This is a genomic window from Bradyrhizobium sp. USDA 4502, from assembly GCF_054063355.1.
Genome location: NZ_JBSSGF010000001.1, coordinates 5,516,828 through 5,538,402 on the forward strand (window position 1 = coordinate 5,516,828; position 21,575 = coordinate 5,538,402).

16 protein-coding genes are annotated in these 21,575 nt (G+C 66.4%); 5 read left to right on the top strand and 11 right to left on the bottom strand.

The window, feature by feature from the left end; translation table 11 throughout:
- Nucleotides 1-65 precede the first annotated feature (65 nt).
- The 7 genes from ACVW1B_RS25740 to ACVW1B_RS25770 form a co-directional block, all read right to left on the bottom strand.
- Nucleotides 66-2,393, bottom strand: coding sequence for a xanthine dehydrogenase family protein molybdopterin-binding subunit (locus ACVW1B_RS25740; protein ID WP_456822397.1), 2,328 nt, complete (start codon nt 2,391-2,393; stop codon nt 66-68).
- Between the two features lie 159 nt (nt 2,394-2,552).
- A complete protein-coding gene (locus ACVW1B_RS25745) occupies nt 2,553-3,641 on the bottom strand; it encodes a S1C family serine protease (RefSeq protein ID WP_038386223.1) in 1,089 nt (362 codons plus the stop codon).
- Between the two features lie 99 nt (nt 3,642-3,740).
- Nucleotides 3,741-4,616 (bottom strand): dihydrodipicolinate synthase family protein, encoded by an 876-nt coding sequence (locus ACVW1B_RS25750; protein WP_456822398.1) that lies wholly within the window; start codon nt 4,614-4,616, stop codon nt 3,741-3,743.
- On the bottom strand, nt 4,609-5,565 hold the full coding sequence (locus ACVW1B_RS25755; RefSeq protein WP_456822399.1) for an NAD-dependent epimerase/dehydratase family protein: 957 nt from the start codon (nt 5,563-5,565) through the stop codon (nt 4,609-4,611). Before ACVW1B_RS25755 ends, ACVW1B_RS25750 begins: the two co-directional genes overlap by 8 nt.
- A gap of 22 nt (nt 5,566-5,587) precedes the next feature.
- Nucleotides 5,588-7,228, bottom strand: a complete 1,641-nt coding sequence (gene pgm / locus ACVW1B_RS25760; protein WP_456822400.1) for a phosphoglucomutase (alpha-D-glucose-1,6-bisphosphate-dependent) — start codon at nt 7,226-7,228, stop codon at nt 5,588-5,590.
- Nucleotides 7,229-7,459: 231 nt separating this feature from the next.
- Complete coding sequence (locus ACVW1B_RS25765; protein WP_456822401.1) at nt 7,460-9,112, bottom strand: acetolactate synthase large subunit; 1,653 nt, start codon at nt 9,110-9,112, stop codon at nt 7,460-7,462.
- Nucleotides 9,113-9,190: 78 nt separating this feature from the next.
- Nucleotides 9,191-11,857: a M1 family metallopeptidase gene (locus ACVW1B_RS25770; protein ID WP_456822402.1), complete on the bottom strand. Its 2,667-nt coding sequence runs from the start codon at nt 11,855-11,857 to the stop codon at nt 9,191-9,193.
- 249 nt (nt 11,858-12,106) lie between these two features.
- On the opposite strand from ACVW1B_RS25770, the gene ACVW1B_RS25775 reads away from it, so the two are divergent.
- A complete protein-coding gene (locus tag ACVW1B_RS25775; protein WP_456822403.1) occupies nt 12,107-13,561 on the top strand; it encodes a GH1 family beta-glucosidase in 1,455 nt (484 codons plus the stop codon).
- A 1-nt stretch (nt 13,562) separates the two neighbouring features.
- Here the strand turns inward: ACVW1B_RS25775 and ACVW1B_RS25780 are convergent, their stop codons facing one another.
- Together ACVW1B_RS25780 and ACVW1B_RS25785 are read right to left on the bottom strand one after the other, a co-directional pair.
- Nucleotides 13,563-14,630 carry a maleylacetate reductase gene (locus ACVW1B_RS25780; protein WP_456822404.1) on the bottom strand — a complete coding sequence of 356 codons (1,068 nt, stop codon included), beginning with the start codon at nt 14,628-14,630 and terminating at the stop codon, nt 13,563-13,565.
- 20 nt (nt 14,631-14,650) lie between these two features.
- Entirely contained in the window at nt 14,651-15,631 is a 981-nt protein-coding gene (locus tag ACVW1B_RS25785) for a helix-turn-helix domain-containing protein (RefSeq protein WP_456822405.1), read from the bottom strand.
- A 141-nt stretch (nt 15,632-15,772) separates the two neighbouring features.
- Here ACVW1B_RS25785 and ACVW1B_RS25790 point away from each other — a divergent pair, with 141 nt between their 5' ends.
- Nucleotides 15,773-16,498: an alpha/beta hydrolase gene (locus ACVW1B_RS25790; protein ID WP_253607248.1), complete on the top strand. Its 726-nt coding sequence runs from the start codon at nt 15,773-15,775 to the stop codon at nt 16,496-16,498.
- 198 nt (nt 16,499-16,696) lie between these two features.
- Here ACVW1B_RS25790 and ACVW1B_RS25795 read toward each other — a convergent pair whose 3' ends face one another.
- Nucleotides 16,697-18,190, bottom strand: a complete 1,494-nt coding sequence (locus ACVW1B_RS25795; RefSeq protein WP_310880204.1) for a flavin-containing monooxygenase — start codon at nt 18,188-18,190, stop codon at nt 16,697-16,699.
- 121 nt (nt 18,191-18,311) lie between these two features.
- A complete protein-coding gene (locus tag ACVW1B_RS25800; protein WP_050386854.1) occupies nt 18,312-18,761 on the bottom strand; it encodes a cupin domain-containing protein in 450 nt (149 codons plus the stop codon).
- 263 nt (nt 18,762-19,024) lie between these two features.
- Between ACVW1B_RS25800 and ACVW1B_RS25805 the strand changes: the two genes are divergently transcribed.
- The 3 genes from ACVW1B_RS25805 to ACVW1B_RS25815 all read left to right on the top strand — a co-directional run bounded on the left by ACVW1B_RS25805 (nt 19,025) and on the right by ACVW1B_RS25815 (nt 21,385).
- On the top strand, nt 19,025-20,053 hold the full coding sequence (locus ACVW1B_RS25805; protein ID WP_310880205.1) for an AraC family transcriptional regulator: 1,029 nt from the start codon (nt 19,025-19,027) through the stop codon (nt 20,051-20,053).
- Nucleotides 20,054-20,150: 97 nt separating this feature from the next.
- Entirely contained in the window at nt 20,151-21,017 is an 867-nt protein-coding gene (locus ACVW1B_RS25810) for a S1C family serine protease (protein ID WP_310880206.1), read from the top strand.
- Entirely contained in the window at nt 21,014-21,385 is a 372-nt protein-coding gene (locus ACVW1B_RS25815) for a response regulator transcription factor (protein ID WP_057019243.1), read from the top strand. The genes ACVW1B_RS25810 and ACVW1B_RS25815 overlap by 4 nt, the downstream gene beginning before the upstream one ends.
- The last annotated feature ends 190 nt before the right edge of the window (nt 21,386-21,575 follow it).

The window sequence follows — 21,575 nt, forward strand, 5'->3', positions numbered from 1 at the left end:
TTGTGGCGCGAGATTCCGGGTTCGCGCTAACGCGCGCCCCGGGACGGTGGAGGAGAAAGCGCGGCCTATGCCGCCCCCACCTTGGCGTCGCGGATCGCCTGCCAGATCTTCGACGGCGTCAGCGGCGTGTTCAGCTGGGTGATCCCGACCTCGCTCAGCGCATCCATCACGCCGTTGGTGATGCAGGGCGGCCCGCCGATCGCGCCGGACTCGCCGCAGCCCTTGGCACCCAGCGGATTGGTCTTGCACGGCGCCGAGCCATCGAGCGTCACCGTGATCGGCGGAATGTCATCCGCGCGCGGGATGCAATAGTCCTGATAGCTCGCGGTCAGCAGCTGGCCTTCCTCGCTGTAGGCCACGCCTTCGTACAACGCCTGGCCGATGCCCTGGACAACGCCGCCATGCACCTGCCCCGTCACCAGCATCGGATTGACCGCGACGCCGACGTCGTCGACCGTGGTGTAGCGCACCACCCGTGTGACGCCGGTCTCCGGATCGATCTCGACCTCGCAGATATGGGTGCCGTTCGGCCAGCTCGGCCCGTCGACATTGCCTTCGCTCTCGACCGAGAGCTTTGCGCCGTTCTCCTTGGCCGCGATCTCGAACAGGCTGATGCGCCTGTCGGTGCCGACCACGGTGAGGAAGCCGTCGCGATACTCGATGTCCTCGACGGAGGCTTCCAGCAAATTGGAGGCCTTGTCGCGCGCCTTGTTGATCATGTCGTTGCTGGAGACCGCAACCGCGGTGCCGCCGACGAACAGCGAACGCGAGCCGACGCTGCCGAAGCCGGTGGCGAGATCCGTGTCGCCCTGAATCACATCGATCTTGTCCATGGCGATGCCGAGCGTATCAGCGATCATCTGGGTGTAGGTGGTGGCGAGGCCCTGCCCCATCGCCATCGTGCCGGAATGCAGGATGACGCGGCCCTCGGCGGTCGCGTGCAGCGAGACGTTCTCGGTGTGGGCGCGGCCGCCGGTCCACTCGATGTAGCTGGTGAGACCGCGGCCGTAGAGCAGGCCCTTCTTCTTCGCCGCCTTCTTGCGCGCGGCAAAGCCGTTCCAGTCGGCCAAATCGGACGCGCGCTCCAGCATGTGCGCGAAGGCGCCGGAGTCGTACACCTGCCCGACCGCATTGGTGTAGGGCAGCTGCACCGGCTTGATGTAGTTGACCTTGCGGATGGTGCGCGGGTCCATGCCGATCTGGCGCGCGGCGGCGTCGAACAGCCGCTCGACGATGAACACCGCCTCGGGCCTGCCGGCGCCGCGATAGGCGCCGACCGGCGCGGTGTGGGTCATCACCGACTTCACCTCGAAATGCACCAGCGGCAGGTCGTAGACGCCGGTCTGCACGAACGGGCCGAGCACCAGCGGAATGATGTTGGCAGTGCCCGACGAATAGGCCCCGGTGCCGCCGATCGAGCGCACCCGGTAGGCCAGCACGCGGCCCTTGGCGTCGAGCGCGAACTCGCCGGTCGAGGTCAGGTCGCGGCCATGGGTGCCGCCGACGAACTCGTCGGTGCGGTCGCCGCGCCAGCGGATCTTCTCGTTCAGCTTGGTCGCGGCATAGGCGACGATGCCGTCTTCCGGATACAGGCTGGTCTTCTGGCCGAAGCCGCCGCCGATGTCGCCCACCAGCACGCGCACGCTGTCCTTCGGCCGCTTCAGGATCGATTCCGCCAAGAGGTCGCGGGTCGAACCCGGAGTCTGCGACTGCACGTGCAGAATCAGCCGGCCGGTCTTCTTCTCGATCTCGGCAATGGTCGAGCGCGGCTCCATCGCCGACGGCACCAGGCGCTGGCTGACCAGGTCGAGCGACACCTTGTGCGCGGCGTTGGCGAAGGCTTCCTCCACCTTGGCGGCATCGCCATAGCTCATCGCGGCCACGATGTTGTCGGGCGCCTCCGGCCAGACCGCCGGCGCGCCGGGCTTGATCGCCTCGACCGGATCGACCACCGAGGGCAGTACCTCGTAATCGATCTCGATCGCCTCGGCCGCGGTCTGCGCCAGCACCCGCGAGGTCGCGACCACGGCCGCGACGCCCTCGCCCGCGTAACGCACCACATCATGCGCCAGCAGGCGCCGTGGCGGCACGGTCATCGGCGAGCCGTCGGGCCGCTTGAAGATCGCAAGCGTCGGCAGCGTGCCGATATCGTCCTTGACGAGGTCGGCGCCGGTATAGACCGCCTTGACGCCCGGCATCTCCAGCGCCGCCCTGGCGTCGATCGACTTGATGTTGGCATGGGCGTGCGGCGCGCGCAGCACGTGCAGCCAGAGCGCGCCGTCCTGCGGCTTGTCGTCGATGAAATGCCCCTTCCCCGTGACCAGCCGCTGGTCTTCAAGACGCTTGACTGGCTGGCCCGCACCAAAACGCATATTGCCGGGAAGAATGTTCATCAGAGGGTCCTTCGAGCTTCCAAGAATTTCCAGAGAATTTGGCGGGGGTTTTAGCGGATTTTGGCGGCCTGACAACCACGCGCCGGCCGGAGGACAGGCGTCTCGTCGCGCGGCGCGCGGAAGCACAATCCGGTGGCACGCGTCAGGCCAGTGACGACATTATTGCGCCCGGCCGATATCGACGATGGCGACCTCGACATCGCGCGCCGAGCCGTCGCGGTTCACGCTGAGCCGCACCTTCTTGCCGACCCCGATCTGCTCGAGCTGGTCGGCCAGATCGGAGAGCCGGTGGACCGGCTTGCCGTCGACCGCGGTGATCACGTCGCCGAGCTCACCGGTCGACATGTCGACCCCGCGTATCCCGGCGCGCTCGGCCGGCGACCCCGGTGTCGTGCGCACCACGATCAATCCTTCGGCACCGATACGGGTGGCAACCGCCTCATTCGCGGTCACGATGCCGATCCCCGGCGTCGGCACGCGACCGTTGCGGATCAGCTCCGGCACCACGCGATTGACGATGTCGACCGGGATCGCGAAGCCGATGCCGGCATTCGAGCCCGACGGCGACAGGATCGCCGTGGTCACGCCGATCAGCCGGCCGGCGGAATCGAGCAACGGGCCGCCCGAATTGCCCGGATTGATCGCGGTGTCGGTCTGGATCACGTTGGAGATCTCGCGGCCGCTCGAGGTCGGCAGCCGGCGCTTGAGCGCGCTGATGATGCCGCTGGACATCGATTGATCGAGCCCGAACGGATTGCCGATCGCATAGGCAAACTGGCCGACCTTGAGATCGGACGAGCTGCCGAGCGCCAATGACGGCGGCAGCTTGCGCGCGCTGCGGATGCGCAGCACGGCCAGATCGTAGTTCGGCGCGGTGCCGACGATTTCGGCGCGTACCGCTTCGCCGGAGGCAAAGCGGATGGCGACCTGGCTCGCGTTCTGCACCACGTGGTTGTTGGTGACGACGTGGCCGTCATTGTCCCAGACAATGCCGGTGCCCGACGCCGCGCCGCCTTCCTGATCCTCGCTCAGCGGATTGGCGGCGGTTTGCGTCACCACCTGCACGACCGACGGCGAGACCTTCTCGAAGATCTCGACATTGGCCTTTTCGGCATCCGACAGCGCGCCGCGCTCGGCGACCGCGCGGGCAGCCGGGCCGCTCCACGGCGCCTGACGGATGCTGCCGGCCGCGAATATCAGCAGAACGGCCGCGATCACGGCCAGGACAAGGACGGTACGCCGATTCATTGCTGTGCTCCACGCAACAAACGCGCTGACCAAGCGGAGGTTTCCGGCATGGCCAAAGGCGGATTGCCCGGCATTTTGCCGCGCAGCCCCCCGACGGCCTCAGCCCAGATCGCGCAACGCCGCCTCGACCACCTTGCGCTGCTCGGCCGTGAGCGGCGCCTGCGGCGGCACGGGATCGCCGACGTCGTAGCCCTGGCTCGCGAGCCCGGCCTTGATGCAGGCGGCGAGGTTGAAGCGGGCAAACGCCTCGTTGATGCGCCACAGCTTGCGCTGCAGGGCCATCGCCTCATCCCAGCGGGTGCGGCGGCACAGATTGTAGAGCTCGACACTCTGCCGCGGGATGATGCAGGCCGGGCCCGCCATCCAGCCGTGGCCGCCGATCAGCATCACCGCGGCCGGAATATGGGCGGAGGCCGAGAACACCTTCAGGCTGTCGCCGCAGCGGTTCATGATCGACAGCAGCCGCCCGGTGTTGGTCGAGGCGTCCTTGATGTAGCCGATGCGCGGATGCCCGGCGAGCCGCGCGATGACGTCGAGCGTGAGGTCGGAGCGCTGGAAATTCGGATTGGTGTAGATCACGACCGGAATGTCGACGGCATCGGCGATGGCACGGAAATAGGCTTCCACCTGCGCGTCGCCGACCGGAAAATACGCCTCCATGATCGCGAGAATGCCGGTCGCGCCGCGCTTTTGGTAGGCCCTGGCCTGCGCCACCGCATCCGCCGTCGAGGTCGAGGCGACGCCGGCGACCACCGGCACGCGCCCCTGCGCGGCCTCGATCGTGGTCGCCACCACCTGCATGCGCTGCGCATTGTTGAGATAGGCGAATTCGCCGGTCGAGCCGAGCGGCGTCAGGCCGTGGACGCCGGCCTTGACCAGATCGTCGCAGAGCCGGCCCAGCACCTCGGTGCGGACATGGCCGGCGGGGTCGACCGGGGACACCAGGTAAGGAAAGACGCCGTGGAAATCAGCCATTTGCGAGCCTCGTTGACGGCGAGACATAGTCGGGATCGTGCGCAAAGGGAAGCGGCGCGCCGCTGCGCAAGGCGCCGAGCACCGCTGCGAAATCCGTGCCGGCACGGAAGCCGAGCAACCGTTCGGTCTTGCTTGCGTCGTAGATCCGGCCGATCGATTTCGGCAGGCGCCAGCCACGCCGCGCGAACAGCGCCGGCGCATCGGGGAAGGTGCGCGCGATCACCCCGGCCGCGTCGGTCTTCAGGTCGGCGACATCGCTGCGCGCAAACGGCGTCGGCGCGCTGATCACGAAGACCTCGAAGCCGCGGATCTTGTCCAGCGCCACGACATGGGCATCGGCGGCGTCCTCGACGGTGAGGCGGCGGTACAGCAGCTCGGTCGCCTTCAGGTTCTCGCCATGGATGTCACGGATGGTGTCGTCATCCTCGGGGAAGAAGCGGCTGGTGCGCAGCACCGCGCAGTTCAGCCCGTGCTCGCGGCTGTACAGACGGCACAGCCCTTCAGCGGCAAGTTTTGTCACTCCGTAAATGTTGCGCGGCTCGAGCGGTCCTGTCGTCTCGTCGAGCCATACCGCAGCATGGCCTTCCTCGTCGCGGATCGCCTGCGAGATCATCAACGAGGTCGTCGAGGTGAAGACGAAACGGTCGTGGCCGGCAGCCACTGCTGCCTGCAGCAAATTGAGCGTGCCTGTGACGTTGACGTCGACAAAGGCCTGCGGCGCGAACCGCGCGATGTCGGGCTTGTACAGCGCGCCGCCATGGATCACGGCCTCGATGCCGTAATCCGCGAACACACGCTCGACCACCGATCGTTCGGCTACCGAGCCTGTGACATCGGTCGCCTCGCCCGGGACGACGTCGAGACCGACCACATCATGGCCGGCCTGTCGAAGCCGCGGCGCGAGGAAACGGCCGAGCCAGCCGGAGGAGCCGGTTAACAATATTCGCATGAATTCCGCCGGCCCGCGCCTTTCAGAACACCTTGGCGATCGCGGCCTGCGCGTCGCCCTGGATCTGCTTCAGATGATCCGGCCCGCAGAAGCTTTCGGCGTAGATCTTGTAGACATCCTCGGTGCCGGAGGGACGCGCGGCGAACCAGCCCGCCTCGCTCTCGACCTTGATGCCGCCGAACGGCTGGTCGTTGCCCGGCGCCTTGGTCCTGACCGCACGGACGGCATCGCCGGCGAGCTGCGTCATGTTGAGCTGCTCGGGTCCGAGCGCCTTCAGCGCGTTCTTCTGCTTCGGCGTCGCCGCCACATCGATGCGCTCGTAATAGGGAACGCCGAGCTCGGCGGTCAGCTCGCCGAACAATTCGCTCGGATCGCGGCCGGTCTTGGCGATGATTTCGGCCGCCAGGAGGCCGAGAATGATGCCGTCCTTGTCGGTGGTCCACACCGAGCCGTCGCGCTTCAGGAACGATGCGCCAGCGCTCTCCTCACCGGCAAAGCCGAACCCGCCGCTGCCGAGCCCATCGACGAACCATTTGAAGCCGACCGGCGTCTCGACCAGCTTGCGGTTCAGCTTCTTCGCGACGCGATCGATGATCGAACTCGACACGATGGTCTTGCCGATCGCGGCGTCCTTGCTCCATTGCGGCCGGTGCGCGAACAGATAGGCGATCGCGGTGGCGAGGAAGTGGTTCGGGTTCATCAGCCCGTTCGAGCGGGTCACGATGCCGTGGCGGTCGGCGTCGGTGTCGTTGGCGAAGGCGACGTCGAAACGGTCACGCATCCCGATCAGGCTCGCCATCGCATAAGGCGACGAGCAGTCCATCCGGATCTTGCCATCCCAGTCCGCGGTCATGAAGCGGAAGGTCGGATCGACCGCCTCGTTGACGACTGACGCGTTGATGCCGTAGCGCGCGATGATCGGCTGCCAGTAGTGCACCGCCGCGCCGCCGAGCGGGTCGATGCCGATCTTGACGCCGGCAGACTTGATCAGCGCGAGATCGACGGTGTTGCCGAGATCGGCGACATAGGGCGTGATGTAGTCGTGCAGATGCGTGGTCGCGGCCTTGCGCGCGCGATCATAGGACAGCCGCGCGACGCCCTTGAGGCCGGCCTCGACATAACGGTTGGCGTTCTTCTCGACTACGGCGGTGACGTCGGTGTCGGCCGGACCACCATGCGGTGGATTGTATTTGTAGCCGCCGTCCTCCGGCGGGTTGTGTGACGGCGTGATGACGACGCCGTCGGCGAGGCCGGTGCTGCGGCCCTTGTTGTAGCTCAGAATCGCATGCGAGATCACCGGCGTCGGGGTGTAGCCGCCCTGCGCGTCGATCATGATCTCGACGCCGTTCGCCGCGAACACCTCGACCGCGCTGGCCAGCGCCGGCTCGGCCAGCGCATGGGTGTCGATGCCGATGAACAGCGGCCCGGCGAGACCCTTCTCGCGCCGGTAATCGCAGATCGCCTGCGTGGTGGCGAGGATATGGTCCTCGTTGAAGGAATTCTTCAGCGACGAGCCGCGATGGCCCGAGGTGCCGAACGCAACCCGCTGAGCGGGATCGCCAGCGTCGGGCTTGCCGGCAAAATAGGCCGTGACCAGCCGCGGCACATTGGCGAGCTGGGCGGGATCGATGGGTTTGCCGGCGGCAGGATTTGGTGCAGTCACGTGACCTCTCAGATCTGGTATCGCCGACCATCTGCGCAATGGTGATGCAGTGGCGTGCTACCATGGCGGCTTACGTTCAATCAAGCCGAGGGCTTTTCGTTCCTTGGCCACCGCAGCAATGCTTTGGCTTCTTGTTTGAGCATGATCTCCGCGCAAACGCTTTGCGTTTGTCGCGAGGAAAAACCGCTTCGTACTTTGCGCTAACGCGGCCCTTCGGGTCCGGATCATGCTCTACGACACATCGATCTGCTGCACCTTCTCGCGCAATTCGTCGACCAGCACCCGCTTGTTCTCGGTATAGTCGATCGGCACCACGACAAGATGCACGCCGCCGCCGGAAAACGCCCGTTCCAGGGTCGGAACGATCGCATCCGTGCTCGCGATCCGCGAACCCTTGGCGCCGTAGCTTTCGGCGTATTTGACGAAATCCGGATTGCCGAAGGTCAGGCCGAAATCCGGGAAATTGTCGACCGCCTGCTTCCAGCGGATCATGCCGTAGGCAGAATCCTCCAGGATCAGGATTACCAGATTGAGCTTGAGGCGGACCGCGGTCTCGAGCTCCTGCGAGTTCATCATGAAGCCGCCATCGCCACAGACCGCGAGCACGCGGTTGTTCGGATACAGCATCGCCGCCATCATCGCCGACGGTAGGCCGGCGCCCATGGTCGCGAGCGCGTTGTCGAGCAGCAGCGAGTTCGCGAGCAGCGTGCGGTAATTGCGTGCGAACCAGATCTTGTACATGCCGTTGTCGAGCGCGACGATCCCGTCCTCGGGAATGACCTGCCGCACATCGTGCACGATGCGCTGCGGCGTCGGCGGCCAGCGGCCCTCGGTGGCGCGATCGGTGATCTTGGCCAGAATGCTCTGGCGCAGGCTGAGCAGCGCGCTGGCATGCGGCAGCTTCCCCTCGACCCGATCGGCCAGCAATTCGAGGCTCGGCCCGACATCGCCGATCACCTCGCATTGCGGGAAATAGACCTGCTCGACCGTTGCCGGCATGTAGCTGACATGGATCACCTGCGGCCCCTTCGGGCCCATGATGAAAGGCGGCTTCTCGACCGTGTCGTGACCGATCGCGATGATGAGGTCGGCGCGGTCGATCGCCTCGTGCACATAGTCGCGCTCGCTCAGCGCGGCGGTCCCCATATACTGATTGGTGCCGCCCGATACCGTGCCCTTGCCCATCTGCGTGGTAATGAACGGGATTTTCGTGCGCCGCACGAAGTCACCGATCCCGGCAGTCGAACGCGGACGCGATGCCGCAGCACCAAGCATGATCAGCGGGCGCTGCGCCTTCAGGATCATGTCGGCGGCGCGGTCGAGCGCAGCCGCGTGCGCGATCGGAATTTCGATCGGATGCGGCGGTATCATTTCGACCGGCGCAATCTCCTCGCCTGCGATATCCTCCGGCAGTTCGAGCAGCACCGGCCCCGGCCGTTCCTGCGTCGCAATTCGGAAGGCGTCGCGGACCAGGGTCGGAATGGTCGCGCCGCTGACGATCTGCAGCGACAGCTTGGTCAGCGGACGGAACGTGTTGACGATGTCGACGATCTGGAACTTGGCCTGCCGGCTGCTCAAAATGCCCTTCTGGCCGGTCAGCATCACCATCGGCATCGCGCCGAGCAGCGCATAGGCGGCGCCGGTGGTCAGGTTGAGCGCGCCAGGGCCGAGCGTCGTCATGCAGACGCCGGGCTTTCCGGTCAGCCGGCCATAGGTCGCCGCCATGAACGCTGCGGCCTGCTCGTGGCGCGTGACGATCAGCTTGATCGAGGATTTGCGCAGGCTCTCGACGACATCGAGATTCTCCTCGCCGGGGACGCCGAATACCCGCTCCACGCCCTCATTCTCGAGGGCCGCGACCAGCAAATCGGAACCTTTGACCATCTCAGCCTCGCATCGTTGATTGCATGCCGCGCACGGAGCATAGCCGCATCGCGCGCCGCCGGAAACTGCTTCGCGATCTCACGGCTTGTGCGCCCTGATCCAGGCGTCGGCGGCGGGCAGCACGCGCGCGGCAAGATCGGCCGAGATCGCGATCGCCTGCACCGATCGCGCCACCATCACCCGTCCGCCGGTGGTCGATTGCGACGGAGCAAACGCGGCCAGTTCCGCCGCGTGCGCCTCATCGTTAAAATTGGTCATGAAGTTAGGCACGAACTGGTCGCGGAAGTTCGGCCCCTGCCTTGCAAGCAACGTATCGAAATTGGTCCGGACGAAGCCCCAGGCGAGCTGCGGCTGCTCGCCGGCGGACGCAACCGCGTTGATCATCCCCGTCACGATCGTGTCGGGCAATTCGTTGGTCAGCGTCAACGCCAGCGTCGCCCGCGCCAATTCGGCATCGCGGGCGCTTGCCGCCGCGAGATAATAGCGCAGCCGTTCATTGGTCGCCGTGCTGTTGCGCGCGAGCGCCAGCAGCTGGTCGTAGGTCGCCCGATCGGCGGTCACACCGACAACATGCGCGACGGCATCGCGCAATGAGGTCGGAAGCGAATTGGGATCATCGACGAATGCCGCAAAGCGCCGCTTCGATGCCGCCACAATAGCTGCATCCCCGAGATCGCCAAGCGTCGAGATCAGGCTTGCACGCAACAACGCAGTGTCATCGTCGCCTGAACCGGCGCCGTCCCATCCGACCCGATCGAACACCGGGCGCAGCTTGGCGCGGGCATAGGCCTGAATCACCGGCCGCTCGGTGCGGCCGCGCGACAGCCGGTTCAGCGCCGCGAATGTCGAGATCACCTGGTCCCACACCGCGCGATGGTCACCGGCATCGAGCGCATCGAGCAGCGCGAGATAGGACGGCGCCTCCGCGCGGCCCGCCTGCACCAGCGCCCAGCTGTCGGTAACGACATTGAGACGGTCGGCGACCTGCATTTGCGGGAATGCGTTCAGCAACGCCGCACGGTTCTTCGGGCCGTACTCGACCCTGAAGTAGCCGACGTCGCCGAGGTTGACCTTGATCGCATCGCCGCAGGCGCCGGCCGGGATATCGGTGCTCCCCTTCAACAATATCTCGTCAAACGGCTTGCCATGCGCCGGTCCGACCGCAACGGGGATCTGCCAGTTGCGGGCCGGCAGCGGCGGATTGTTGGCCGGCGCGATCACGAAGCGATCCTGCCGCAAGGTCAGGCGCTGCGCGGCGCCATCACAGTCCGTCTCGGCCACGACCAGCGGCACGCCGTCCTGCGCGGTGAAGGAGGCGGCGATACCGGTGATGGTCTTGCCGCCGCTACTCTCGAGCGCCTGCCAGAGATCAGCGGTTGTCGCGTTGCTGTAGGCATGCGCAGCCATGTATTTGCGGATGCCGTCGCGGAACGCCGGTTCGCCGAGATAGGTCTCGAGCATGCGGATCAGCGCCTGCCCCTTGTTGTAGGTGATGGCGTCGAATGCCGTGACCGCTTCGCTGTGATCGGCAATCGGCTGCTGCACGGGATGCGAGGTGCGCCGCGCATCGAGCGCCATGGCGAACTGCTTCGCGCCGTAGCCGTTCAGCCAGCCCTGCCATTGCGGATAGAACTGCTCCGAGGCCTTGGTTGCCATCCAGCTGGCAAAGCCCTCGTTGAGCCAGAGATTGTCCCACCACGCCATGGTGACGAGATCGCCGAACCACATATGCGCCATCTCGTGCGCGATGATGGCGAAGATGCCACGCCGCGCGGTCTCGGCGGACGTCGCGGGATCGAACAGCAGCCGGCTCTCGAAGAAGGTGATGCCGCCCCAATTCTCCATCGCGCCGCCGAACCCGCCGGGAACGGCGATCAGGTCGAGCTTCGGCAGCGGATATTTGACGCCGAAATAGTCGTTGTAATAGGCGAGCAGCTTCACCGCGCTGTCGAGCGCGAACCGGCCCTGGCCGCCCTTGCCCTCCGTCGTTACCACGCCGACCGTGACGCCGCCGGCATCCGCTGTGACGTGCTCGAGCTCGCCGACCGTGAGCACGAACAGATAGCTCGACATCTTCGGCGTCGGCGCGAACGCAACCTTCTTGAGATCGCCGGCGACCGGCTCTTCGCTGGTCACGGGCATGTTGCCGACCGCGAGCAGATTGCGCGGAATGACGACGGTCAGCGCGAAGCTCGCCTTGAACGACGGCTCGTCCCAGCACGGGAAGATCCGCCTTGCATCGGCCGGCTCCAGCTTGCTGGAGATCATCCGCTTGACCCCGGTCCTGGTCGGGTAGTCGACCGAGAACAGGCCGGTGCCGAATTTGTTGATCTGCGCTGTGAAGGCGATGCGTAGCTTGTGGCGGCCGGCCGCAAGCGGCCTGGCGAAGGTCAGCGTTGCGGTCTGCGCGGTGGCGTCGGTCGCGACCTCCGCGCGCTGGGCGCCGTCATCGATCGTGACCTCGGTGAAAGTCGTGTTGATCGCGTTCAGCGTCAGCTGCGCGGTCGCCTCGCGCACCTCGAGGTCGACGGTTTCGACGCCTGGCAGAGCGAGGCCCGTGATATCAGGCGTCAGCTCGATCGCGTAATGCAACGGGACGACCGTCTTCGGCAGCTTTCCGGGCGTGCGATCGAACGAAAATGTCTGCTCGGCCTGCGCGCTTGCGGCCATCGCCAAAGCCAAGCCGATCGCAGTGGCAAGACGACGCAGCAGCGCCCTTCGGACATGGGTTGCAGGCTTGTTCATCGCGCGAAGCTCACGGGAATCTCGGGGATATTCGGATGTCATTGCGGAAGGACGTAGCAGGCAATCTAGTAGAGAAAATGTCGCCACAAAACTGACAACTCCGCGACATTGACATCACAATGGTTCGCACTGATTGGTGCGCCGCTCGCCACGGCGCTTGGGCCCGCCGACCCTTGTTGCTCAACGGCGGGATGGAAGGTTAACCTACGGCCCGCATTCCAGCGGCAACGTCCGCGACGGGAGACAACAATGTTCGGAAAGTTCTCGCGCCGGCAGTTTGCCGGCCTTGCAGGCCTCTCGGCGCTCGGTTTGACCGGCCCTGCCGAGGCTGCAAACCGTGCGTCGCGGCCGGACGGCACGAACTTTCCCACGGGCTTCGTCTGGGGCACCGCAACCTCGTCCTACCAGGTCGAGGGCGCGGTCAATGAGGACGGCCGCGGCCCATCGATCTGGGACACTTTCACCCATACATCGGGCAAGATCGAGGACGGCTCGACCGGCGACCGCGCCAACGACCACTATCACCGCTACAAGGAGGACGTCCGCCTCATCAAGGATCTCGGCGCCAAGGCCTATCGCTTCTCGATCGCCTGGCCTCGGGTATTTCCCGATGGCACCGGCACGCCGAACCCGAAGGGCCTCGACTTCTACAACCGTCTGGTCGACGAGCTGCTTGCGAACGGCATCGAGCCCTACGCCACGCTCTATCACTGGGACCTGCCGCAGGCGTTGCAGGACCGCGTCGGCGGCTGGCGCTCGCGCGACACCTCGAAGGCGTTCGGCGACTATGCCGGCTATGTGGCGCAGCGACTGACCGACCGCGTGAAGAACGTCTTCACCCTCAACGAGGTCGGACGTTTCCTCCCCTTCGGTTATGCGCTCGGCGTCGACGCCCCGGGGCTGAAGCTGCCGGCGGGCGAGGTGAACCAGGCGCGCCATCATGTGGCGCTGGCGCATGGCCTTGCGGTGCAGGCGATTCGCGCCAAAGGCCGTGCCGGCACGCGAGTCGGGCCGGCCGAGAACATCACCGCCTGCGTGCCCGCCTTCAACACGCCGGAGAACATCCGCGCCACCGAAACCGCGACCCGCGAGCTCAACGCAGGTTTTCTCGGAGTCGTCCTCGAAGGCAGGTACACCGAAGGCTTCCTGCAATATGCCGGCGCGGACGCGCCCAAATTCACCGCGGATGAGCTGAAGATCATCTCGCAGCCCAATGATTTCGTCGGGCTGAACATCTACGCGCCGCAATGCTACATCCTTGCCACCGACCATGCCCCCGGCTGGAAGCCGCTGCCGATGCCGGCTTCCTTCCCGCACATGAGCTCGGAATGGCTGCGGATCGCGCCGGAGACGATCTATTGGGCGCCGCGGATCGCCGCCAAGCTGTGGAACATCAAGAGCATCTATATCAGCGAGAACGGCACGTCCGGTGAGGACAAGGTGCATCCGGACGGGCAGATCTACGATCTCGACCGCATCATGTTCCTGCGCAACTATCTCGCCCAATTGCAGCGCGCGACCGCCGACGGGGTCCCGGTCCACGGCTATTTCCTGTGGAGCCTGATGGACAATTTCGAATGGATCTTCGGCTATGAGAAGCGCTTCGGCCTCTACCGGGTGGATTTCGAGACCCAGGCCCGGGTGCCGAAATTGAGCGCGGCGTTCTACCGCGACGTGATCGCGCGCAACGCGATCGGTGTGTGATCTATCCGGCTTGCGGCCGCGACCCGGACCACGCGCGCTTCAGCAGCTCGCGGATGCCGCTCTCCTCGATCGGCCTCGGATTCCAGTAAGGGTTCTTGGTGGCGAGCGCGGCTGCCCTTGCGATGCCGTCCTCGGGCATGCCGATCTCGGCGAGCGAGCGCGGCGCGCCGAGCCTTGCCGACAGATCGAACAGGCCATCGGCGGCGCTGGCCGCCCCAAGCGCCCTCGCCGCGCGGCTGACTGGATCGCGCGCGGCGGGCGTGTTGTAAGCGATGGTATGCGGCAGCAGCACCGCATGGGTCTCGGCATGCGGCAGGTCGAACAACGCACCGACGGTGTGGCAGAGCTTGTGATGCAGCGCCATGCCCACGGTGCCGAGACAGACTGCGCACAGCCACGCGCCATAGAGCGCGTCCGAGCGCGCCTCGAGATCGTTCGGCCGCGCGATCACGTCGGGGAGCGACGAGGCAAGCTTCGCGATCGCCTCTTCCGCCATCAGCGAGGTGATCGGATTGCCGTCCCGCGCGTACAGCGCCTCGGCCGCGTGCGCGATGGCGTTGAGGCCGGAGATCGCGGAGAATTTCGCCGGCATCGAGACGGTCAGGTTGACGTCGTAGATGACGGCCTCGGGCAGGATCTTCGGCGACGATTGCGTGGTCTTGACGCCGCCGACGGTCTCGCCGAGCACCGGCGTCATCTCGGAGCCGGCATAGCTGGTCGGCACGATCAGTTGCGGCAGGTCGGTGCGCAGCGCAATCGCCTTGCTGAGGCCGGTCGCGGCGCCGGCGCCGACCGCAACCACGCCGTCGGGCTTGAGCTCGCGGACGATCTCCATCGCACGTTCTGTCACCGCGACCGGCGTATGCACCACTGCACCGTCGAACGATCCGGCCACACGGCCGCCGGTCAGGTCGGCGAGATCGCCGAGTTCGGCCTGCTGCCGCCGGCTCACCAGCACCAGCGCGCGATTGATGCCGAGCCGGTCGAGCTCGGCCGCCAGCTGTGCGACCGTGCCGACCCCGAACACGACCCGCATCGGGCTGACCTGGTAGGTGAACGGCTGCGCCATGGCGATTTCCGAAGCGTTGGTCAGCCGCGGCGCCAGTCGCGCGGCGTGCAGCCGAAGCGGTGCCTGAAGCGCCGCGTGAAATGCGACAGGTCGGAGAAGCCCCAGTCGAACGCGATGTCGCCGATCGCGCGCCCGGCGATCGCGGGGTCTCTCAGATCGCGCGCGGCGCCGTCGAGGCGGCGGTCTATCACATGGCTGGCGAATGTCGTGCCGGCGCGCTCGAACAGTTTGTGGACATAGCGCTCGCTGATGCCGATCGCAGCCGCAATGGCGGCAACGCCGAGCCCGGGCTCGCGCAGCCTGCCGTCCACGGCGCGGCGCAGCGCAAGCCACGTCGCATCGGCAAGGCCGGCACTCTCGGCGACGCCGGCGCGGCCGCTGCGCGACAGGCTGAGCGCGACCAGATCGAGCAGCACGCCGAACAGCCGCGCGTTGTCCGCATCCGAAGCACAGAGGGCGGATGTGTTCAGAACCTGCGCCGTCTCGGTGATGAGATGGCCGACGAAGGGATCATCCGAGACCCGCGCCGGCGCGACCTCGGGCGCCGTCGGCAGCCGTTCATCCAGCGCCTCGGCCGGCACCCAGAACGAGGCGACCTGCAGCGCCGGGCCGCGGTCGTGCAGCAGCGCGAAGCGCTGGCCGCTGTCGAAGATTCCGACCTGCCCCGGCGACAGGCTGATCTCGCGTCCCGCCTGCTGGATGCGGCAGCGGCCGGCAAGCTTCAGATTGAGGTAGTAGCAGCGCCGGCTGGACGCGGCGATGTCGGCAGCGGAGCGCCGCACGACATGCTCCGGGAAGCTGACCCGGTTGACCGCGCCATAACCGAGCCCAACGGTCTCGACGCGGGCGAGGAAGCCCGGCGTCGCCGGCGGCTCCGGCGTCAGGTTCATGAAGGCCTGGCAGATCGCCTCGCGGTAATACGCGAACTGCTCGCCGGGCCTGGTGTCCGCGGTATTCCAGCTCAGCCTGCGCGAGCGATCCGCGGCGGCGATTTGCTGCATCAGTTCACTCCGAGTCCAGTCCGGTTCGCTCACAGCCAAGCGCGTTCCGCGGGTCCAGGTCAATATCCATCAGGAAGCGGATGAAACCTGCGCGTATCCCGGGGTCGTCCGGACGCGGCAATCCAGACAGGGAGGTACAACATGTCGACCTATGTTCTCGTCCATGGCGCCTGGCATACCGGCGCCGAGTTTGAGCCGGTTGCGGCCGCCATCCGCAAGGCCGGCCATGTCGTCCACACCCCGACCATCAGGGGTAACCGCCCCGGCGACCGGAAGGACTCCGGCCTCGCCGAGGCGATCCAGTCGATCGTGGATTATCTCGCCGAGCATGACCTCAAGGACATCGTCCTGGTCGGCCACAGCTATGGCGGCATGGTCATCACCGGCGTCGCCGACGCCGCCGCGAACCGCATCCGCCGCCTCGTCTACTGGAACGCCTTTGTCCCGAACAATGGCGAATGCCTCAACGACATGGTGCCGCCGCACTATCGCGGCCTGTTCGACGCCATTCATGCCGAGCGGGGCGACGGCTCGGTGGTGCTGCCGTTCCCGATCTGGCGCGAGGCCTTCATCAACGACGCCGATCTCGAGACGGCGCAGCGCGCCTATGACAAGCTCAACCCGCACCCGCTGAAGACCTTCCAGGACAAGATCGCGCTGCGCACCAATCCGGCCGAGATGCCGATCGCAAAGTCCTACGTGAACTGCACGGAGGACACCGCGATGCCGCACAGCCTGCCCTGGCATCCACGGTTGTCGGAGAAGCTCGGACTGTTCCGCCTGGTCCAGGTGCCGGGCAGCCACGAGCTCTGCTTCTCCAATCCCGAGCGGCTGGCGCAGGCCTTCCTCGACGCCGGCCGCGATTAGCGGCCTCCGTTTCACCTCGCCCCGCGTGCGGGGGAGAGGTCGGAACGCATCATTAGATGCGTTCCGGGTGAGGGGGAGTCTCCACAAACGCAGCTATCACCGCAGATGCGGGGACGGCCCCTCACCCCAGCCCTCTCCCCGTAAGAACGGGGAGAGGGAGCGCAGCGCCCTTGCTGCTCGCCCCAATCCCGTGATGCTCTACGCCACCGCTCTGTATGCTGGCGCAGTCGCGAGGAAGCGGGCATAGGCGTCCGCATCCGGCGGCGTGAACTTTTCGACGAGCGGGTTGCGGCGCGACGCCTTGGTGCCGATGTCCGCCAACAATTCGTCGAAATGCTTGAAGTGGTACGGCGCGACGCACAATCCGCCATAGACGCCCGCTGCCGGACGCTCGACGCGCTTGAAGTTCAGCATCATCGCGATGTTGTCGTGCATCTCGGCCGCGCTCGGCTGCCGCGCCAGCTGGCCGTCGGCGTAGCGCACCAGCCAGTTCGCGGCGAGATCGGCGCACAGCACGGTGCAGAAGCTCGAATTGAAGCCGACAAAGCCCATGTCGGGCAGATCGGGATTGGCTATCAGCCGGTACAGCCGGTACTGCCCGTCGGGCTCGACCAGCTTGTTCTGATACTCCTCGGGCAGGAACGGCACGCCGAGCTTGTAGCCGATCGCGAGCACCGCGAGGTCGGCCGCGACGCGCTGGCCGCCGCTCATCACGATGGTCTTGCCGTCGTAATGGTCAAAGGTGCCGCGCACCGCCTTGATCCGGCCGTCGGCCACCATCGGATAGAAGCCGGGGGTTGCGATCGGCACCGAGCAGTTGACGCCGTCCTCGATCCGCTCCTTCGGCACCATGCCGCATTGCTTCAGCTTGAGCTGCATCTTCAGCATGCTCTCGAGCCCGCGCCAGTTCGCCCACACGAACGGCTTTGCCACCACATGCGCGAGGCGTGCCATCGGCCCGATGCCCCAGCTCGCAAACATCTGCTCCTGCGCGCGGATGTAGAGGATGCGCTTGAAGTTGACGAGGCCGCCGACGAAATAGGGAATCCGCCAGACCGGCTCGCGAAACACGATGGTGACTTCGCTGGCGCCGGAATTGACCGCATTCACCGCGATGTCGGTCGCCGATTTGGAGCCGCCGAGCACCACCACCTTGCGGCCCTTGGCAAGCGTTGGATCGCCGTATTGCGATGAATGCAGAATCTGCCCGCCCTGCGCCTTGAAGCCGTCCTCGCCCGCCAGCGGCAAGGCCTGCGGCTCGTTGAATTGCCCGGTGCAGACCGCGACGAAGTCGAAATCCTCGTGGCCGGTGGCGCCGTCGGTCGAGCGCAGCGCCAGCGTCCAGCCCGGCCTGCCGTCAGTGCGGCGCGTCATGCCTTCGACCTTGGTGTCGAACCGCATCGCGCCGTCGAGCCCGTGGCTGCGGGCATAGTCGCGCAAGTAGGCATGGACCTGCGGACCCTTCGGCCATTCCGGATAGGACTCCGGCATTGCCTTGTCGGTGTAGCGATAGAGCTCCTTCGGGCTCTGGGTCTGCACGTCGGGATAGGAGCGCGCCGGCTCCCAAACGCCGCCGAGATCGCCGCTGCGCTCGATGATGGTCACCTTGTGGCCGCGACCGGCAAAGGCCTTGCCGGCAGCAAGGCCGGAAATGCCGGCGCCGATGACGCACACATGCTTCTGCTTGACCATGAAACCGCTCCGAATTGAATGAACAGGTCCAATTTCGTTAAGCGCACGCGTCCCCGTCATCGCCGGAGTCCAGCTCCGGCGATTGCCGCCTCGTGTGCGTATTGTCTGTTTGACCGCCGGGCTAGTCGTTGGCTTCCGGCGGCAGGAAGTCCACCTCGTGCTCGGCGGAGATACGCACCACCTCGGCGGGGTCCTGCAGATTGTGCAGCTTCTCGAACAGCGCCTCGAGCTTCTGCATCGGCGACACCCAGAACAGCGCCCGCGCCGGCTTGTCCGACTTGTTGAAATAGCCGTGCGGGATGCCGCGCGGCATGCGCACGAGGTCGCCGGCCTTGGCCTGCACCCAGACGCCGTCGAGCTTGAGGTCGAGCACGCCTTCCTGCACCAGGATGAACTCGTCCTGGGTCGGGTGGATGTGCACCGGCACGAACTGGCCGGGATCGCTGTTGGTTTCGAACGCGAAGGTCGAGTCGGTGACCGCCTTCGGATAGTAGACCTGGCCCAGGATATTCCAGGTCTTGCCGCCGTAGCCGGTGCCGGTTCGGGTAATTCCTTTTTCGAGCGTGCCCATGTCAGCCTCTCCAGTTTTGATGCGCAGTGCCGGCACGGAGCCTGTCGCCGGCCGGTGAGGCTGTCTAGCCGATAAACGAATCCGCACCCGGCACGTTCATGCTGCAATGCGGGAGCGTTGCGCCGGCCGGCTGCTGCCCAATGCCGTCGCATCGTCCTGACCGCCGATCGGGCAGATTGCACGACGAAACGGCGTTCCCCTTTACCGCGGGATGCTCTAGGCTGCCTGATGTTTTAGACCTCAAACAACTCCGGACGGCCGTCGTGACTGCTGTTGGCAACGAGGTTTCGGCAAGCGCAAATCCGGCAAGCGCAAGGCTCAAGGATTTCGCACGCGTCGCGACGGCGCGCGTCGATGACGCGGCGGAAGCGATCGGCCGCATCTTCTGTCCGCACGATCTGACGCCGGTCGATCATTCCGCGAGCGATTTCTCCGCGCATCACAATTGTGCCGACTTCGACGGCTTCTCCGTCAACTACGTCGCTTATGGCGGGTCGGTCGCGATCAATCCCGGCTGCCTCGACCGCTTCTTCCTGTTGCAGATGCCGCTGTCCGGCTCGGCCGCGATCCGCACCGCCGCGCGCGAACTGACCACCGGACCACAGCACACGGCCTCGCTGCTGTCGCCGACCATTCCGACCGAGATGACCTGGCGCGGCGACTGCGCCCAGCTGATCTTGCTGCTCGACCGCAAGCTGGTCGAGCATCGCGCCGCGGCGCTTGGCGGCGTGGCGGTGAGGCCGGTCGAGTTCGATCCGGCCGTCGCGCTGAGCGGGCCACTCGGGCAGACGCTCTCTGCCAGGATCGAGCAGCTTGTCACGGCCGCCGAGCAGCTCGGGCCGCGCAAGACTTTGTCGGCGGTCGCGGCGGCCGATTGGCGCGAATCGTTTCTCAATGTCCTGCTCAACGGGCAGCGGCACAGCCTGAGTTCGGCGATCGATGTCTTCAACGGCCGCACCGAGGCCCAGCCGGCCGCCTTGAAACGCGTGCGCGCCTATCTCGAGAGCCGGGCAACCGAGCCGCTGGACCTCGCCGAGCTCGCGGAGATCGCGGGCACCGGCATCCGCGCGCTGCAACTCGGCTTCCGCCGTCACTTCGGCACCACCGTGTCCGAGATGCTGCTCGACATCCGCCTCGCCCATCTGAACGCCCGCCTCAAGACGGCGCGGCCGGGCGAGCGCATCGTCGATATTGCATTCGACCTCGGCTTTACCCATCTGAGCCGGATGGCGAGCGCCTACCGCGCCAAGTTCGGCGAGAGCCCGAAGGCGACCCTGCAGCGGCTGAGCTGAGCGGCAGTTCCGGGCGGCCCGGCCACGCCCTGCCCATCCGGCCAGTATCGCCGTCAGCCGCGACATCCCAGATTGAGGGAAGCCAACGGAGTTTCCCATGACCGAACCGAATATCCTGTCATCGCTGTCATCAGCCCTCGCGGAGACCATTGCGCGCGCTGGGCCCGCCATCGTCTCCGTGCATTCGCATCGCGCGCGCGCCTCCGGCTTTGTCTGGAAGGCGGGCTTGATCGTCACCGCCGACGAAGCGCTGGCCGACGAGGGCGAGATCGAAATCCAGTTCGCCGACGGCAGCCGCAGGCCAGCGACCGTCGTCGGACGCGACCACACCACCGACGTCGCGCTGCTGCACGTCGAAGGCGATGTCGCCCCCGTCAAGCTCTCGACCGAGAACCCCGCGCTGGGATCGCTCGCGGTGATCGTCGCCGCCGACCGCGGCGCGCCGACCGCGCGGCTCGGCATCGTCGCACTGTCCGGCCCGGCCTGGCGCAGCCTGCGCGGCGGCGAAATCGATGCACGGATCGAGCTCGACGTCCGGCTGCGGCACAGCCAGCAGGGCGGCCTGGCGCTGAACGCCGCGGGCGAGCCGTTCGGCATGGCCGTGCTCGGCCCGCGCCGCGTGCTGACGATCCCGGCTACGACCATCGAGCGGGTCGCAGGCCAGCTCGAGAAGAGCGGCCGCATCGCGCGCGGATATCTTGGCGTCGGATTGCAGCCGGTCCGTCTCGACGACGGCCTCGGCGCGATGGTGATGAACGTCGACAAGGCCGGCCCCTCGGCCGCCGCCGGCATCCGGCAAGGCGACGTGATCATTGCCGTGAATGGCGAGAAGCTGTCCGGCGTGCGCGCGCTGTCGCGCGGCCTCGGACCGCAGAGCGTCGGCACGGTGGTCGAGCTCACCGTGCATCGCGGCGGCGAGCCGCTGAACTTCAAGGTGACAGTCGGCGAGAGGCCCGAGACGTGAGCGGTGAGCCGGCCAACGACATCGTCATCGCGCTCGAGGTCGACGACGCCGTCCTCGCCGACCGGCTGGCGACCCTGCTCGGCAGCGTCGCCGGCCTGCGGCTCGCCGCGCCGGGCGAACAGGCCACGGCTGCGGTCGTCGCACGCAACCGCGAGGCCGCGGGCGGCGACTTCGAGCTGACGCCGCGCGAGCTCGACGTGCTGGCGCTGCTGGCGGAAGGCGCGTCCAACAAGATGATCGCACAGCGGCTCGGGATTTCCGTCCACACCGCCAAGTTTCATGTCGGCTCGCTGCTCGACAAGCTCGACGCCACCGGCCGCACCGACGCCGTCGCCCATGCCGCGCGGCGCGGGGTGATAAATTTGTGAGGGGTGGGATGACTGTTGTAGTGACGCTGAGCTGAGATTTCTCCACCCGTCGTTCCTGCGAAAGCAGGGACCCGTACGCTGCGGCGGATGTTGCAGGCAGGACTCGTCATTGTCGTCCTGGCGAAAGCCAGGACCACAACTACCGCATTTGACAGTGAACGAGATCGTGGCCCTAGCGTCGCGCAACATT